The sequence below is a fragment of the Micromonospora sp. 050-3 genome (assembly GCF_046549335.1).
Lineage (GTDB): Bacteria > Actinomycetota > Actinomycetes > Mycobacteriales > Micromonosporaceae > Micromonospora > Micromonospora trifolii.
The window spans coordinates 2,821,697-2,836,439 of record NZ_JAJPVX010000001.1; the positions used below are offsets into that span (position 1 = coordinate 2,821,697).

The 14,743-nt window shown below is 71.4% G+C and carries 15 protein-coding genes; 9 read left to right on the forward strand and 6 right to left on the reverse strand.

Features of this window, described 5'->3' with window-relative positions; all coding sequences use genetic code 11:
- Positions 1-51: 51 nt before the first annotated feature.
- Positions 52-576 carry a GNAT family N-acetyltransferase gene (locus ACLJOK_RS13000; RefSeq protein WP_410818601.1) on the forward strand — a complete coding sequence of 175 codons (525 nt, stop codon included), beginning with the start codon at positions 52-54 and terminating at the stop codon, positions 574-576.
- Positions 573-1,169 (forward strand): GNAT family N-acetyltransferase, encoded by a 597-nt coding sequence (locus ACLJOK_RS13005; RefSeq protein ID WP_410818603.1) that lies wholly within the window; start codon positions 573-575, stop codon positions 1,167-1,169. Before ACLJOK_RS13000 ends, ACLJOK_RS13005 begins: the two co-directional genes overlap by 4 nt.
- On the opposite strand, the gene ACLJOK_RS13010 is transcribed toward ACLJOK_RS13005, so the two are convergent.
- The gene (locus ACLJOK_RS13010; protein ID WP_410818604.1) at positions 1,061-2,038 is read right to left on the reverse strand and encodes a helix-turn-helix transcriptional regulator; all 978 of its coding nucleotides are present in this window, start codon (positions 2,036-2,038) and stop codon (positions 1,061-1,063) included. The genes ACLJOK_RS13005 and ACLJOK_RS13010 overlap by 109 nt on opposite strands.
- Before the next feature lie 61 nt (positions 2,039-2,099).
- Here ACLJOK_RS13010 and ACLJOK_RS13015 point away from each other — a divergent pair, with 61 nt between their 5' ends.
- The 3 genes from ACLJOK_RS13015 to ACLJOK_RS13025 all read left to right on the forward strand — a co-directional run bounded on the left by ACLJOK_RS13015 (position 2,100) and on the right by ACLJOK_RS13025 (position 4,303).
- The gene (locus ACLJOK_RS13015; RefSeq protein WP_238678947.1) at positions 2,100-2,570 is read left to right on the forward strand and encodes a VOC family protein; all 471 of its coding nucleotides are present in this window, start codon (positions 2,100-2,102) and stop codon (positions 2,568-2,570) included.
- 57 nt (positions 2,571-2,627) lie between these two features.
- Positions 2,628-3,815: a DNA polymerase IV gene (gene dinB, locus ACLJOK_RS13020; protein ID WP_410818606.1), complete on the forward strand. Its 1,188-nt coding sequence runs from the start codon at positions 2,628-2,630 to the stop codon at positions 3,813-3,815.
- Between the two features lie 122 nt (positions 3,816-3,937).
- Complete coding sequence (locus ACLJOK_RS13025) at positions 3,938-4,303, forward strand: hypothetical protein (RefSeq protein ID WP_410818608.1); 366 nt, start codon at positions 3,938-3,940, stop codon at positions 4,301-4,303.
- Positions 4,304-4,372: 69 nt separating this feature from the next.
- On the opposite strand, the gene ACLJOK_RS13030 is transcribed toward ACLJOK_RS13025, so the two are convergent.
- Positions 4,373-5,035 (reverse strand): ThuA domain-containing protein, encoded by a 663-nt coding sequence (locus ACLJOK_RS13030; RefSeq protein ID WP_410818610.1) that lies wholly within the window; start codon positions 5,033-5,035, stop codon positions 4,373-4,375.
- A 65-nt stretch (positions 5,036-5,100) separates the two neighbouring features.
- Between ACLJOK_RS13030 and ACLJOK_RS13035 the strand changes: the two genes are divergently transcribed.
- Together ACLJOK_RS13035 and ACLJOK_RS13040 are read left to right on the forward strand one after the other, a co-directional pair.
- Positions 5,101-5,436 carry an ArsR/SmtB family transcription factor gene (locus ACLJOK_RS13035; protein ID WP_410818612.1) on the forward strand — a complete coding sequence of 112 codons (336 nt, stop codon included), beginning with the start codon at positions 5,101-5,103 and terminating at the stop codon, positions 5,434-5,436.
- Positions 5,433-6,125 carry a nitroreductase family protein gene (locus tag ACLJOK_RS13040; protein WP_410818614.1) on the forward strand — a complete coding sequence of 231 codons (693 nt, stop codon included), beginning with the start codon at positions 5,433-5,435 and terminating at the stop codon, positions 6,123-6,125. Before ACLJOK_RS13035 ends, ACLJOK_RS13040 begins: the two co-directional genes overlap by 4 nt.
- A gap of 63 nt (positions 6,126-6,188) precedes the next feature.
- Here ACLJOK_RS13040 and htpG read toward each other — a convergent pair whose 3' ends face one another.
- Positions 6,189-8,117: a molecular chaperone HtpG gene (gene htpG, locus ACLJOK_RS13045; protein WP_410818616.1), complete on the reverse strand. Its 1,929-nt coding sequence runs from the start codon at positions 8,115-8,117 to the stop codon at positions 6,189-6,191.
- Positions 8,118-8,267: 150 nt separating this feature from the next.
- On the opposite strand from htpG, the gene ACLJOK_RS13050 reads away from it, so the two are divergent.
- Positions 8,268-8,966: an SDR family oxidoreductase gene (locus ACLJOK_RS13050; protein WP_410818617.1), complete on the forward strand. Its 699-nt coding sequence runs from the start codon at positions 8,268-8,270 to the stop codon at positions 8,964-8,966.
- A gap of 60 nt (positions 8,967-9,026) precedes the next feature.
- Here ACLJOK_RS13050 and ACLJOK_RS13055 read toward each other — a convergent pair whose 3' ends face one another.
- Positions 9,027-10,481 carry a M28 family peptidase gene (locus ACLJOK_RS13055; protein WP_410818618.1) on the reverse strand — a complete coding sequence of 485 codons (1,455 nt, stop codon included), beginning with the start codon at positions 10,479-10,481 and terminating at the stop codon, positions 9,027-9,029.
- Between the two features lie 202 nt (positions 10,482-10,683).
- Here ACLJOK_RS13055 and ACLJOK_RS13060 point away from each other — a divergent pair, with 202 nt between their 5' ends.
- Positions 10,684-13,461 carry an ATP-binding protein gene (locus ACLJOK_RS13060; RefSeq protein ID WP_410818620.1) on the forward strand — a complete coding sequence of 926 codons (2,778 nt, stop codon included), beginning with the start codon at positions 10,684-10,686 and terminating at the stop codon, positions 13,459-13,461.
- Between the two features lie 14 nt (positions 13,462-13,475).
- Here the strand turns inward: ACLJOK_RS13060 and ACLJOK_RS13065 are convergent, their stop codons facing one another.
- Together ACLJOK_RS13065 and ACLJOK_RS13070 are read right to left on the reverse strand one after the other, a co-directional pair.
- Positions 13,476-14,234, reverse strand: coding sequence for a hypothetical protein (locus tag ACLJOK_RS13065; RefSeq protein ID WP_410818622.1), 759 nt, complete (start codon positions 14,232-14,234; stop codon positions 13,476-13,478).
- Complete coding sequence (locus ACLJOK_RS13070) at positions 14,231-14,731, reverse strand: SigE family RNA polymerase sigma factor (protein WP_410818624.1); 501 nt, start codon at positions 14,729-14,731, stop codon at positions 14,231-14,233. Before ACLJOK_RS13070 ends, ACLJOK_RS13065 begins: the two co-directional genes overlap by 4 nt.
- Positions 14,732-14,743 lie beyond the last annotated feature (12 nt).

Here is a 14,743-nt window from a genome sequence, read left to right on the forward strand (position 1 = left end):
CGACGGGATAACGCGTGGAGTCGCTGCCGAGGGCACCCGTATGGTGGCGCGGTGCTGATCAGACGCGAGACACCCGCCGACGTCGACGCCGTGCGGGCGGTTCACTCCGCAGCCTTCGCGAAGGCCGACGGCGGTGACGGCGTACCGGTCGAGGCGACCCTCGTCGACGCGCTGCGCGCCGACGAGGGCTGGCTGCCCGCGTACTCCCTGGTGGCGACCGACTCGGACGGCCAGGTGGTCGGGCACGTGGTGGCCACCCGCGGCCGGGTGGGCGGTGCGCCGGTGGCGTTGGGCCTGGGGCCGCTGGGCGTGTTGCCCGACTGGCAGCGCCGCGGGGTCGGCAGCGCGTTGATGCACGCGGTGCTCGGTGCGGCCGACGCGCGGGACGAACCGCTGGTGGTGCTGCTCGGGCACCCCGACTACTACCCGCGCTTCGGTTTCCGGCCCGCCGTCGAGCTGGGCGTCACCCCACCGCAGGCGTGGGGGCCGCAGTACTTCATGGCCCGACAGTTGCACGCGTGGCGCGAGTCGATCCGGGGCGAGTTCCGCTACGCCGGCCCGTTCGACGACCTGTGAACCGACCCGCTCTCCGTCGGCGGCGCGCCACCGACCTGGACGGCTGCGTCGCGGCGCTCGCCGAGGTTCACCGGGTCGACGGGTACCCGCTGAACTGGCCCGCCGACCCGCACCGCTGGCTGCGCGAGCCGCACCCGGCGCGAGCCTGGGTCGCCGTCGACGCCGACGCGACCATCGTCGGACACGTCGCGGTGCATCGGATCCCCGATCAGGTGGACGGGCCGCCCGGCCGGCTGACGGCCGAGGTGGCTCGCCTCTTCGTGGTGCCGAAGGCGCGTGGGTTGGCGCTGGGCAACGCGCTGCTGAACCGGGCCCGCCAGTGGGCGGACAAACGCGCCACGGACCTGGTGCTGGAGTTGGCCGGCGGTGGCGCAGCGGCCGCTGCGCTGTACGAGCGCGCAGGATGGCGGTGTGTCGGCACCGGCACTGCACCATGGACCGCTCCCGACGGCAGCCCGGTGTCGCTGCGCCACTACACGCTGCGTCACCGCACTCCGGGCTCCGACGGCGCACCGGCCAGCACCGCCAGGCGACGGGCGAGCCGGCCTGCGGCCTCGCGCAGCTCGGGAGGCTCCAGCACCTCCATCTCGTGATCCAGGCGGGCGAGGTGAGCGGCGAGCCAGTCCAGGTTGTCGCCGCCGACGACCAGCACGGACCACCCGTCGCGGTCGTCCTCGACCCGCCCCACCTGGGGCGGGACCACCTCCCGCAACCGCTCCGGTTGGGCGTGCACCCGCACCCGGGCGAGGTACCGGTACGGCGCACCGGTCACGGCCCGCTGCACGAACGCGACCGCGTCCGGGTGCTCGCGCGCCGGGAAACGCCAGGTCGTCGCCACCGCCGCCCGCATCCGGTCCAGCCGGAACGTCCGCCAGTCGGCGCGGTCGACGTCCCAGGCCATCAGATACCAGCGGCGGCCGGTCGTGACCATCCGGACCGGCTCGACAGTCCGTTCCTGCTCGCCAGCTTCCCGGCCGGGATAGTGGAATCGAACGCGTACCCCGTCCCGACAGGCCCGGGCGAGAGTCACCAGCAGCTCCGCGTCGATCTCGGCGACCGGGCCAATGAGGGTGTCGGTGGAGCCGTGCACCGCCCGTACCTCGGCGCGTAGCCGCGACGGCATCACCTGGTCGAGCTTCGCGAGTGCCCGCAGCGCGGCCTCGCTCGCCCCGGCGACAGTGCCCCCGGAGGCGAGCCGCAGAGACACCGCGGTGGCGATCGCCTCCTCGTCGTCGAGGAGCAACGGCGGCAGCCGGGTGCCCGCACCGAGTTGGTAGCCGCCGCCGACGCCCGACACCGCCTGCACGGGGTAGCCGAGCGTCCGCAGGCGCTGCACGTCACGGCGTACGCAACGCCCGGTGACCCCCAGCTCGGCGGCGAGTTCGGCGGCCGTCCAGGACAGTCGTCGTTGCAGCAGCGCCAGCAGGCGCAGCACCCGCTCGGTCGTCGCCTCGACGGTCACCCGTTGATCGTTGCACGGATAGCGGAACAACCCTGTCCGCTATCTGCGAGAGGCTGGGAGCATGACCGACCAGAACAGGAAGCAGGGATCCGCCGTGACCCGCGACGTCCAGATCACGTTCGACTGCGCCGACCCGGCGGGGTTGGCCACGTTCTGGGCCGAGGCGCTCGGCTATCAGGTGCAGGCCCCACCCGGCGACTTCGAGTCCTGGGACCAGGCGCTGGAGGCGATGGGTGTGCCGCCGGAGAACCGCAACGACGCGTCGGCGGTGGTCGACCCCGAGGGCACGCGACCACGGCTGTTCTTTCAGCGGGTGCCGGAGCACAAGCAGGTGAAGAACCGCGTCCACCTCGACGTACGCGCGGCCCCCGGGCTGGAGGGTGACGAGCGGATGGCGGCCCTGGAGGCGGAGGCCGAACGGCTCGCCTCGCATGGCGCCAAGCGGCTCAGTCGGCACGAGCCCGCTCCCCCGTTGGGCGCCGGTCATCTCATCATGGCCGACCCCGAGGGCAACGAGTTCTGCCTCGACTGACCGGGCGTTCGCCCAGCTCACTGCCGCACCGGCCGGGCGTCATGCGAACATGTGTACGTGTCGCCCGGCGCCAGCATCCTGCACGCCGACCTGGACGCGTTCTACGCGTCGGTCGAGCAACGCGACGACCCGCGCCTGCGTGGGCGGCCGGTGATCGTCGGTGGCGGCGTGGTGCTCGCGGCCAGCTACGAGGCGAAGGCACGAGGCGTCCGCAGCGCGATGGGCGGCCAGCAGGCGCGAAGGCTCTGCCCGGACGCGATCGTCGTGCCGCCCCGGATGTCGGCGTACACGGCGGCGAGCCGCGCGGTCTTCGAGATCTTCCGGCAGACCACGCCGCTGGTCGAGGGGCTCTCGATCGACGAGGCGTTCCTCGACGTGGGTGGTCTGCGTCGGCTGGTCGGGCCACCGGCCGAGATCGCCGAACGACTGCGGCGGGAGGTCAGCGACCGGGTCCACCTGCCGATCACGGTGGGGGTGGCCCGCACGAAGTTCCTGGCCAAGGTGGCCAGCGGGGTGGCGAAACCGGACGGCCTGCTGGTGGTCGCACCGGACGCCGAGCTGGCGTTCCTGCACCCACTGCCGGTGGAACGGCTCTGGGGCGTCGGCCCGGTCACGGCTGCCAAGCTGCGCGAACGCCGGATCCGTACCGTCGGGGAGGTGGCCCGCCTCGGTGAGGCGGCGCTGGTGTCGCTGCTCGGTGCGGGCGCCGGCCGCCACCTGCACGCGCTGGCGCACAATCGCGATCCCCGTGCGGTGCAGGTGGGGCGGCGGCGCGGTTCGATGGGCGCGCAGCATGCGCTGAGTCGCACCCCGCACGCTTCGACAGAGCTGGACGCCATCCTCGCCGGCCTGGTCGACCGGGTCAGCCGGCGGATGCGGGCGGCCGGACGGTCCGGCCGCACTGTGGTGTTGCGGCTGCGCTTCGGCGACTACACCCGGGCGACCCGCTCGCACACGGTGGGCAAGGCGACGGCGGACACGACACCACTGCTCGCCGCCGCGCGTGCGCTGCTACGGGCCGCGCTGCCCGAGATCGATCGCCGTGGCGTCACGTTGATCGGTGTCTCCGTGGGCAACCTCGACGACAACCCCGTCCAGCCTGAGCTGCCGTTCCAGCCGGACCCCGGGTCCGATCTGGACGCTGCGGTCGACGCGGTCCGCGACCGGTTCGGATCAGCAGCGCTCACTCGGGCGGTGTTGCTCGGCCGGGAGCCGGGCGTGGAGATGCCGCTTCTGCCGGACTGACCGATAAGTGTGCGGCGTCCGCGGCCGAGCTGCGATCAGAGACACATCACAGCAGGTCGGCGGTTTAGCCGGCGGCTGACGGGTGACCCTTGTGGGGTACAGCCTGACGAGGGGGGCCCACCATGTCCGACGACACCAGCAATCGACCGAGTCGCACCGCCGAGCGCCCGCACGACGTGACCGACCCGCTGCTGTGGCAGTTGGCGATCGACGTGCTGAGCGCACACGAGCCGGACGACGAGGGCCAGTGCCGCAACCTCCAGTGCGCCGGGCAGTCCTGGCCGTGCACGGCTCGCACCGGCGCCGAGCACTCACTGCGACTGGCCCGCAACACACCGGCCTCGGTCGAGCTGAGGATCGACGAAACCGACAGCGACGACGTCGACACGGACGGACGGCGCGACGCGGGGGCACCGGCCCCACGCTGGGGCTGGAACGCCGGCCCGGTGGCGTCGCACCGAGGGTCGAAGGCCGCCTCCGCGGCGTGACGGACCACCCACACCTGAACTGATCCGCACCGCACAGGCGAACGCTCGGCCGGTTGTCCGGCCGAGCGTTCAGCTGTCGTGGCGCAGCCAGGCCACGACGCGGCGCAGCAGCTCCTGGTGCCCCGGCGACTCGTACGACCGGACGTCGTGGCCGAGTGCGTTGTAGACGATCCGACTGCTCCCGACGGTGCGCGCCCAGACCAGCGGGTGGGTGTCGCCGCCCTCGTCGTGAACGTAGAGGGGCTCGACGTCGACGGCGTCGAGCAACTCCAGCTCGGTGTAGCGCTCGTCGTGAACCTCGAAGTCTCCGAGCCCGGCGCTGATCGGGTGGTCCACACCGCTGCGCCGGATGAGACTCGGGCCGATCGGCGGGTGGAAGGTCCGGCCGTGGGCCCAGGCGGCGCCGACCGTGGAACGCCAGCTTGCCAGCTGGGGAAACGCGATAGTGGCACTGTGCACGGCGAGCAGGCTGCCGCCACGGGCCAGGAAGTCGTCCAGGACGCGGCCGAAGGCCTCGTCCTCGGGGATCGGGGTGGTGCGGTCCGCGCTCGCGTTCACCACCAGCAGGCGCGCGCCGTCGAGCGCGGCCTCGAGCTGGTCGACGGCCGTCACGACCGCTACCGAACCCTCGTCGCCGATCAGCCGGGCCAGCGTGGCAGTGGTTTCGGCCAGCGGGTGCCAGGGGTCGGCGTGCGGGCCCTCCCCGCTGAAGATCACAGTGTCGACAGGCATGACGATGCTCCGCTCATCATTTGGATAATTTTCGAAATCACGAAATGAAAGGTAGCATGGCCTCCATGAGAGCCCTGCATCATCCCGATCTCACCTCGGTCGACCTGGCCACGCTGCTCGGCGCCCTGGCCGACCCGGTGCGCCTCAGCGTCGTACGGCAGTTGGCGCAGGCCGGCGGCGTCGTCTGCGGCCAATTCGACGCGTTGTCCGAGGTCAGCATTTCCACGCTCTCGCATCACCTGAAGGTCCTGCGGGCCGCCGGCGTCCTCCGTGTCACACCGAACGGCAGTTTCCGTCGCCACGAGCTGCGGGCCGACGAGATCAACGACCGGTTTCCGGGCGTCCTTTCCGCGATCGTCGCCAACCTCGACCTGCCGGAGCGAGTGGGAGTGCCCGCATGACCGACACCACATCGGCCGAAAAGAACCCGCCGAGCACGCTGGGCCTGTCCGCCGACGAGGTCCTCAGCACGACCCGCGCCGTCCGCAAACGTCTCGACCTGGGCCGCCCGGTCCCCCGGGACGTGATCGAGGACTGTCTGCGCATCGCGCTTCAGGCACCCAGTGGCCGCAACAGGCAGCGCTGGGACTTCATCTTCGTCGAGGACCGCGAGACCCGGGCGGCCGTCGCCCGACTGTGGCGACTCGGCCTGATGGCGCCGCCACCGGCGTCGGGCGGCACCGGGCCGGCCTTCAGCCGGATGAACTTCGCCTCCGAGCAGTGGGGTCGGATCGCCGGCAGTCTGGCGCACCTGGCGGACCATCTGCACGAGGTCCCGTTGCTGCTCATTCCCTGTCTACGCGTCGAGTCACGCGCCGAACTGGACAGCGTGCGCGGGCAGGCGGGGGCCTGGGGTTCGGTCATCCCGGCGTTCTGGAGCTTCATGCTGGCCGCCCGGGAACGCGGGCTCGGCACCGCCTGGACCACCAGCCATCTCAGCTACGAGCGGGAGATGGCCGAACTACTCGGCATCCCCTACGACACTGTCGTACAGGTCGCCCTCACCCCGGTGGCGTACACCCTGGGCACCGACTTCAAGCCCGGTCCGCGGGCCGACGCGGATGCGTTCGCCCACTGGAACCGCTGGTAGCCGGCCACCCGCCGGCTGCGGGCTTCCCGGTGATCCGGGAACCCCGCAGCCGAAGGGGTACGCCTACAGGGTGCGCGCCAGCCGATCGGCGAGCGTTCGGGTGAAGCGGGCCGGGTCGGTCAGCTCACCGCCCTCGGCGAGCACCGCCAGGCCGTAGAGCAGCTCGGCCGTCTCGGTCAGGGTGGCGGGGTCGCTGCCCTGCTCGTGGGCCTTGCGCAGCCCGGACACCAGCGGGTGACCGGGGTTGATCTCCAGGATCCGCTTGGTCGTCGGGATCTCGTGCCCCATCGCCCGGTACATCTTCTCCAGGGTCGGGGTGAGGTCGTGGGCGTCACCGACGACGCAGGCCGGCGAGGTGGTCAGTCGCGACGACAGACGCACCTCCCGGACATTGTCCGTGAGGGTGGCGCCCAGCCAGTCGAGCAGCCCGGCGAACTCCTGTCGCTGCTGCTCGCGCTCGGCCTCGGCCTGCTGCTTCTCCTCGTCGGTGTCCAGGTCGATCTCGCCCTTGGCGATCGAGCGCAGCGGCCGACCGTCGTACGTGCCGACCCGCTCGACCCACACCTCGTCGACCTGGTCGGTGAGGAGCAGCACCTCGTGCCCCTTGGCCCGGAACGCCTCCAGGTGCGGAGAGTTCTCGATGGCGGCCCGGGACTCGCCGGTGGCGTACCAGATGTCGCTCTGGCCGTCCTTCATCCGCGACACGTAGCCGGCCAGGTCGGTGGGCTCGGCCGGGTCGTTGGTGGACGCCACCGACAGGATGTCCAGGAGGGTGCCCCGGTTGTCGGTGTCGTCGATCAGCCCTTCCTTGACCACCGCGCCGAACTCGGTCCAGAACGTGCGGTACCGCTCGGCGTGGTTGGCCTTGAGGTCCTTGACGGTGGCGAGGACCTTCTTCACCAGGCGGCGGCGGACGATCTGGATCTGCCGGTCCTGCTGGAGGATCTCCCGGGAGATGTTCAGCGACAGGTCGTGCGCGTCGACCACGCCCTTGACGAAGCGCAGGTAGGTCGGGACCAGCGCCTCGCAGTCGTCCATGATGAAGACGCGCTTGACGTAGAGCTGGACGCCACGGCGGCCCTGCGGGGAGAACAGGTCCAGTGGGGCGTGGCTGGGCAGGAAGAGCAGCGCCTCGTACTCGAAGGTGCCCTCGCCCTTCATGTGCACGACCTCGAGCGGGTCGGCCCAGTCGTGGCTGACGTGCTTGTAGAACTCGTTGTACTCGGCGGCGTCGACCTCGTCGCGGGGCCGCGCCCAGAGCGCCTTCATCGAGTTGAGGGTCTGCACCTCGGTGGTGGCGGCCTCTCCGTCGGCGCCGGGGCGTTCGACGCTCATCCGGATGGGCCAGGCGATGAAGTCGGAGTAGCGCTTCACGATCTCGCGGACGGTCCACTCGGCGGTGTAGTCGTGCAGGTTGTCCTCGGTGTCGGCCTGCTTGAGGTGCAGCGTCACAGTGGTGCCCTGCGGCGCCTCGTCGACCGACTCGATCGAGTAGGTGCCCTCGCCGGTGGACTCCCAGCGGGTGCCGCCGGTCTCGCCGGCCTTGCGGGTCAGCAGGGTGACCCGGTCGGCGACCATGAACGCGGCGTAGAAGCCGACGCCGAACTGGCCGATGAGGTCCTGCTTGGCGTGGGCGTCGGCGGACTCGCGAAGTTGGCGCAGCAGCTCGGCGGTGCCCGACTTGGCGATCGTGCCGATCAGCTGGACGACCTCGTCGCGGGTCATCCCGATGCCGTTGTCGCGCACGGTGAGGGTGCGGGCGTCGCTGTCGATCTCCAGGGCGACGTGCAGGTCGTCGGTGTCAGCGACGAGGTCCTTGTCGACGAGGGTGGCCAGCCGAAGCTTGTCCAGGGCGTCGGACGCGTTCGAGATGAGTTCCCGCAGGAAGACGTCCTTGTTCGAATAGATCGAGTGGACCACCAACTGGAGGAGCTGACGCGCCTCGGCCTGGAATTCCAACGTTTCGGCCTGGTTGCTCACACCGTCTCCCATCTCGGCTCGTGCGAAGGTTCGCGGAAAGGATACGAGTCGTCACCGGTCGGGGTGTGGGCGCATCCGGGTCGTATTCCCGATCCGGTGGGCCCACCCGCGTGAGATAGCTGACTTTGCTTAACAGAAGTCAGGCCGGATAGCGTGGCGGCCATGAAGATCGCTGGAAGCACCGCTCTCGTCACCGGCGCCAACCGTGGCTTCGGCCGGCACCTGGCCGCCGAACTGCTCGCCCGTGGCGCCACCGTCTACGCCGGCGCCCGCAACCCCGACAGCGTCGACCTGCCCGGCGTGACGCCGGTACGGCTCGACATCACCGACCCCGCCTCGGTGGCCGCCGCCGCGAAGCTGGCCGGCGACGTGAACCTGCTGATCAACAACGCCGGCATCGAGACGGGCACCAACCTGCTCGACGGTGACCTGGACCTCGTCCGGCTGGAGCTGGAGACCCACTACTTCGGCAACCTGTCGATGGTCAGGGCGTTCGCGCCGATCATCGCTGGCAACGGCGGCGGGACGATCCTCAACGTGCTCTCCGTGTTGTCCTGGGTCAACTTCCCCGGCGTCGGGGCGTACGGCGCCGCGAAGTCGGCCGAGTGGGCGATGACCAACGCGCTGCGCGTCCAGCTCGCCGAGCGGGGCGTCCGGGTCGCCGGCCTGCACGTCGGCTACATGGACACCGACATGGCCGCCGGGGTCGACGCCCCGAAGTCCGACCCGGCGGTGATCGCCCGGATCGGCGTGGACGGCATCGAGGCCGACGCGTACGAGATCGTCACCGACGAGACCAGCCGCCAGGTGCAGGCCGGGCTGGCCGGCGGCGTCGCCGCGCTCTACCCGCAGCTCCCCTGACCCGCGACGCGACGGGCCGCCACCGGTAGGAACCGGTGGCGGCCCTTCTCGGGTACGTGGTCAGCTCGCCTGCAACGTCACGTCGTCGATCACGAAGGTGGTCTGCAACGACGAGTCCTCGGTGCCGGTGAACCGCAGCGTCACCGTCTGCCCGGCGAACGCGGCCACGTTGAGGCTGCGCTGCACGTAACCGGTCGCCGCGTTGAGATTCGAGTACGTCGCCAGCGTGGTCGAACCCGCCTGCACGGTGAGCCGGTCATACGCCGTGGAGCTGGTGGTCTCGGCGGTGTCGATGTGCAGCCAGAACGACAGCGTGTACGTGGAGCAGCCGGCCGGCAGGGTCACCGACTGCGACAGGCTCTCGGTGCGGGTGCTGCCGTACCCGTTGAGCCATGCCTTGTACGACCCGGTTCGGGCTGGCTGGCCGCTGGCGTTGGTGATCACGCCGGAGGACGCGGTCCACGGCGTGCTGCCGCTCTCGAAGCCACCGTTTCCGACCACCTGACCGCCGGTGCAGGTCGGGGTGCCGCCGCCCACGGCGAGCTGCCACAGCGCGTACGCAACACCGTCGGCCGCCCGGTTCAGCACTGTGGCGCTGACGTTGGCGGTGGTGTCGCAGGACCGGTGGTAGCACGGGTCGTACGCGGAGTTGGCGGTGCCGCCCCACTTGGCCGCCTGGGCGCTGGTCTTGCGGGCGCTGGCGCCCGCGGCGTAGCCCGAGGTGGGGATGCCGGCCTGCTGGAAGTAGTAGTCGTCGGAGCGGCCCTGACCCTCGACGTTCTCCTCCGGTTGCAGGCCCAACGAGTCCCAGTACGCCTTCAGCGGCGCCGCCGTGGTCGAGCTGACCCGGTTGATGAAGTAGCCGCCGTTTGTCGAGCCGACCATGTCGAAGTTGTAGTAACCCTTGATGTAGCCGCGCTGGGTGGCGCTGAGGGAGTTGACGTAGAACCGGGAGCCGTTGAGCCCCTGCTCCTCGTCGGTCCACCAGGCGAACCGCACCCGTTTGGTCACTGTCGGGTTCTGCGCGGCCAGGACCAGCGCGTTCTCCAGCAGGGTCGACGAGCCGGTGGCGTTGTCGTTGATGCCCGGACCGGCCGAGACGCCGTCCAGGTGCGCGCCGAACATGACCACCTGGTCGGCCGGGCCGCCGGGCCACTCGGCGATGAGGTTGTTCGAGGGGTACCGGCAGCTGGAGCAGTACTGCTCGCTGACTGTGTAGCCGGCCGACTGGAGCCTGGTCTTGACGTAGTTGAGTGAGGCGGTGTAGCCGGTTGAGCCGGCCCGTCGGTTGCCACCGTTGCTGGTGGCGATGGCGTTGAACTGGGTCAGGTGCGCCTGGACGTTGGTGATGGAGATGTCCGGTGCGGCCAACGCGGCGGTGGCCGCGGCGATCGGCCGGGTCACCGCCGTCGTCGTGGTCGAAGGTGACGCGGTCGCCGGCTGGGTGGCCAGCGTCACCGTCATCCCGGCGAACACGGCAAGCGCGATTCCCGCGCTCAGCGTTCTGCCTCTCATGGGGGCTCCTCGGGGTTGGAGAGATACCCGAGACACTTACAGATATCTATTTCTTGAGCATCGGTCGTTCGTTCCGAACCGCCGCCGGTTCGACGGTGGGTACCGGCGTCGGCACGGGTGAGTAGAGGTGTCAGGATGGGTAGGTAACGCGGCAGGGGTCGTCGGGCCCGGAACGGGGGCTTGCGATGGGGTCGGATCGAGCGTGACACGACCCAGCACTGACCTGTTCCTCGGCGGCGGCGACACCGGGCGGTTGATGGCACAACTGGACTGGGCCGGCACTCCGCTCGGCCCGGTCGGCGGGTGGCCACAGAGCCTGCGCGCCGCCGTCCGGATGGTGCTCTCCTCCCGGTATCCCATGCTGCTGCTCTGGGGTGAGAGCTACTCCCAGCTCTACAACGACGCCTACTCCGCGCTGATCGGCGACAAGCACCCCGCCGCGCTCGGCGACGACGTACGGGTGACGCTGGCCGAGGGCTGGAACGTGCTCGCCCCGCTGATCGAAGAGGCCATGGCGACCGGGGTGGCCAGCTGGGTCCCCGCGCTGCAACTGCTGCTGGAGCGGGCCGGCTACCGCGAGGAGGCGTACTTCAGCGTCTCGCACGCCCCGGCCCGCGACGACGACGGCCGCACCGTCGGCGTACTGACAGTGTGCAGCGAGGTCACCCAGCAGGTGGTCGGCGAACGCCGGTTGCGTCTCCTGCGCGACCTGTCAGTGCTCGGCGACGGGCGCACCGTCGACGTGGACGCCACCGGCGCTCGGCTGATCGACGTGATCGACGGCCACCCCTTGGACGTGCCGTTCGCCGCCATCTACCTGCGCGACGGCACGGCGCTGCGGCGGGTCGCCTGCACCGGCGGCGACCGGGGGCACGCCAGGGTCCTGCCGGACGCCGTCGAGCTGACCGACCCGGGCCAGCCCGCGTACGCCTGGGGGCTGGCGGACGCCGCCGAGGGCCGGGCGACACCGGTGACCGACGTCGCCGACCGGCTGCCACTGCCCGCCGGCCCGTGGAACGACCCGGTCCGCACCGCGCTGGCGCTCCCGCTGCCCTCCGCGGACGAGGATCAGCCGATCGGCGTCCTGCTCGTCGGGGTCAGCCCCAGCCGAGGGCTCGACGAGGCGTACCGCTCGTTCCACCAACTGCTCGCCCAGCAGATCTCCGTGGCCCTGCGCAACGCCCAGGAGTACGAGGAGGAGCGGCGCCGGGTCGAGGCGATGGCGGAACTGGACCGGGTCAAGACCGACTTCTTCGCCAACGTCAGCCACGAGTTCCGTACCCCGTTGACCCTCATCCTCGGTCCGCTGACCGACGCCCTGACCGACGCCACAGCGCCGTTGTCGGCAGTGCAGCGGGAGCGGGTGGAGACCGGCTGGCGTAATGCCACTCGGCTGTTGACGCTGGTCAACAGCCTGCTCACCTTCTCCAGCCTGGAGGCCGGGCGGGCGCGCAGCGACGCCCGGGTGGTCGACCTGGCCGCGCTGACCGCCGAACTCGCCGGAGTGTTCCGGGCCGCCGTCGAGCGGGCCGGGCTGACCCTCGAGGTGAGCTGCCCACCGCTGCCCCGGCCGGTCGCTGTCGACCCGGTCAACTGGGAACGCATCGTCACGAACCTGCTCTCCAACGCTTTGAAGTACACGTTCATCGGCCGCATCCGAGTCACCCTCGACGCCGACGACGAGGAGGTGCGCCTCACCGTCGCGGACACCGGTATCGGCATCGCGGAACGAGACCTGCCGAAACTCTTCGAACGCTTCCACCGGGTGCGAGGCGCCCGCTCGCGCAGTCACGAGGGCACCGGCATCGGCCTGGCCCTGGTGCACGAGTTGGCCCGGCTGGAGGGCGGCGACGTGCGGGTGACCAGCCAGGTGGGCGTCGGCAGCAGGTTCACCGTGACGCTGCCCTGGTCGGCGGCGCACCGCACCGCGGTCACCGGGCCGGCGGTGGACGGACGGGGTGACGCCGCCCGCGCCGCCGTCGAGGAGGCGATGGGCTGGCTCACCGAACCGGACGACGCGATGACCGAGCCCGATCCCGCGTCCGGGCCGGCCACTGACGAGCTGGCCGGCGCCCGGATCCTGCTCGCCGACGACAACGCCGACATGCGGGCGTACCTCACCCGGCTGCTCACCGGGCAGGGCTGGCGGGTGCGGGCCGTCACCGACGGCCGGCAGGCCCTCGACGAGATCCACCGCGACCTGCCCGACCTGGTCCTGACCGACGTGATGATGCCGGTGCTGGACGGCTTCGACCTGGTGCGCCGGCTACGCGCCGACCCGGCGACCCGGACGCTGCCGGTGCTGGTGCTCTCCGCCCGCGCCGGTGGGGAGGCCAGCGTGGAGGGCCTGAGCCTGGGCGCCGACGACTACCTGGTCAAACCGTTCGCCGCGGCCGAGTTGATCGCCCGGATCCGGGCCAACATCCGCCGGGCCCGCGACCGTGCCCCTGCCGCGGCCGTCGCGGGCGACCCGGCGACGGTCGCGACCCCGACTCCCTCGGCTCGACCCGCCCCGGTCGACCCCGGCACGCCGGCCCCGGCGGCCGAACCTGTCCGCGACGCGTCAGTGGTCGGGCAGGCGCCGGCCGACCCGGACGGGCTGGGCGACGTTCTGGACGTCGGGTGGACGTACCCGTCCGCGCCCACCTCCGCCGCCGCGATGCGTCGGGACGTCCGGGGCGCGCTGGACGACCTGGACGTCGACCCGGACGTGCTGGAAGATCTCCTGCTCGCCGCCTCGGAGGCCATGAACAACGCCGTCGAGCACGCGCAGCGGCCCAGCCGTCCGGAGGTACGGGTGCGCGTGCAGGTCGGTGGTGGGTTGAGCCGGATCTCGGTACGGGACTTCGGCACGTGGCGGGACCGCCGGCCGGCGATGGACCGGGGACGCGGCGCGCTGCTGATGAACGCCTACGGTGACGTGCGGCTGGTCTCCACCGCCGAGGGGACGACGGTGACCATCGAGCGTCGACTGGTCTGAGCGCCGGCGGCTCGTCAGAGTCGGCGGCCGCTGCTGTCGCGAGCGATGATGCCGTCCAACCGCTCCCCCGGGGTGAGCTGCGCCGGGTCGAACCAGAAGATCAGCACCTGCTTGTCGACACTCCAGCGCGTTACCCGGGCGTCGACCTGCCGACCGTCGACGGTGCCGATGATCCGCTTGGCGGGGCCGACGAAGTAGCCGAAGGTGGGCACCGGCGCGGCAGAACCCTCGTCGTAGCCGATCTGGTGGAACCCGGCGCTGCGGTCGGTGCCGTCGACGTCGTTGACCAGGATGTCGGTGGTCACCGAGCCGTCCGGAGCCTGGCGACCGGCGGCCAGCCCGATGGACACCTTTGGCGCACCGGCCACGGACACCCGGACGAAGTAGTAGATCCGCCGGTCGGTGCCGTGCCGCACCCCGCTGTCCACGAACTGGCCCAGCGGCTTCGGTGGCGGCTCGTCGCGGCCCACCGTCGGCGGTGGCGTGGAGCCCGGCGACTTCTCCGCCCACGGCGAGACACCGACCGACGGCGGAGCGACGGCGACCGGCGGTGGGTGCTCGGTCGGCGCCGGATCGCCCGGCCCGGACGCACCGACAGCCACCACGACGACCACGGCGGCCAGGCCGGTCGCGAGCGTCGCCGCCCCGGCTCCGGCGACGCGTCGACGGGTACGCAACCGACGTCCCTCGCGCATCACGGTGTCCAGGTCGAGCACGGCGTCGGGGCGCTCGGTCGCCCGCATCGCGTGGCGGAGCCGTTCCAGCTCGCTCATCGGCGCGCCTCCTCATCGGCCGTGCGGGGCGCGGCGGTGCGCAACTTCTCCAGGGCTCGCGAGCTGGTGCTCTTGACCGTGCCAACGGATACGGAGAGTTCCCTGGCCACCTGCGCCTCCGGCAGGTCGAAGTAGTAGCGCAGGACGACGATGGCGCGCTCCCGAGGGCTGAGCGCACCGAGGATGGTGATCAACCAGCGCCGGGTGGCCACGTCGTCGGCCAGGTCGCCACGCCGCTGTTCCGGCACCTCGTCGGTCGGGTACTCCCGCATCGGCCGTCGCCACCCGTCGACCAGATGGTTGACCAGCGTGCGGCGGGCGTACCCGTAGGCGTCGTCGTCATGGATCCGCGACCACGACGCGTAGGTGCGCACCAGGGCGGTCTGCGCGGCGTCCTCGGCCTGGTGGTGGTCACCGGTCATCAGGAACGCGGCGTGCACCAGTCGCGCGGACGCCGCCCGCGCGAACTCCACGAATTCCGCGTCACCCCGCGCCACCGCGAACCCTCC

What these genes read in the sequence shown, in the direction of transcription:
- ACLJOK_RS13015 (WP_238678947.1), top strand. Translation starts at nt 2,100, where the DNA reads ATGACCGACCAGAACAGGAAGCAGGGATCCGCCGTGACCCGCGACGTC.
- ACLJOK_RS13025 (WP_410818608.1), top strand. Translation starts at nt 3,938, where the DNA reads ATGTCCGACGACACCAGCAATCGACCGAGTCGCACCGCCGAGCGCCCG.
- ACLJOK_RS13030 (WP_410818610.1), bottom strand. Translation starts at nt 5,035, where the DNA reads ATGCCTGTCGACACTGTGATCTTCAGCGGGGAGGGCCCGCACGCCGAC.
- ACLJOK_RS13035 (WP_410818612.1), top strand. Translation starts at nt 5,101, where the DNA reads ATGAGAGCCCTGCATCATCCCGATCTCACCTCGGTCGACCTGGCCACG.
- ACLJOK_RS13040 (WP_410818614.1), top strand. Translation starts at nt 5,433, where the DNA reads ATGACCGACACCACATCGGCCGAAAAGAACCCGCCGAGCACGCTGGGC.
- htpG (WP_410818616.1), bottom strand. Translation starts at nt 8,117, where the DNA reads ATGGGAGACGGTGTGAGCAACCAGGCCGAAACGTTGGAATTCCAGGCC.
- ACLJOK_RS13050 (WP_410818617.1), top strand. Translation starts at nt 8,268, where the DNA reads ATGAAGATCGCTGGAAGCACCGCTCTCGTCACCGGCGCCAACCGTGGC.
- ACLJOK_RS13055 (WP_410818618.1), bottom strand. Translation starts at nt 10,481, where the DNA reads ATGAGAGGCAGAACGCTGAGCGCGGGAATCGCGCTTGCCGTGTTCGCC.
- ACLJOK_RS13065 (WP_410818622.1), bottom strand. Translation starts at nt 14,234, where the DNA reads ATGAGCGAGCTGGAACGGCTCCGCCACGCGATGCGGGCGACCGAGCGC.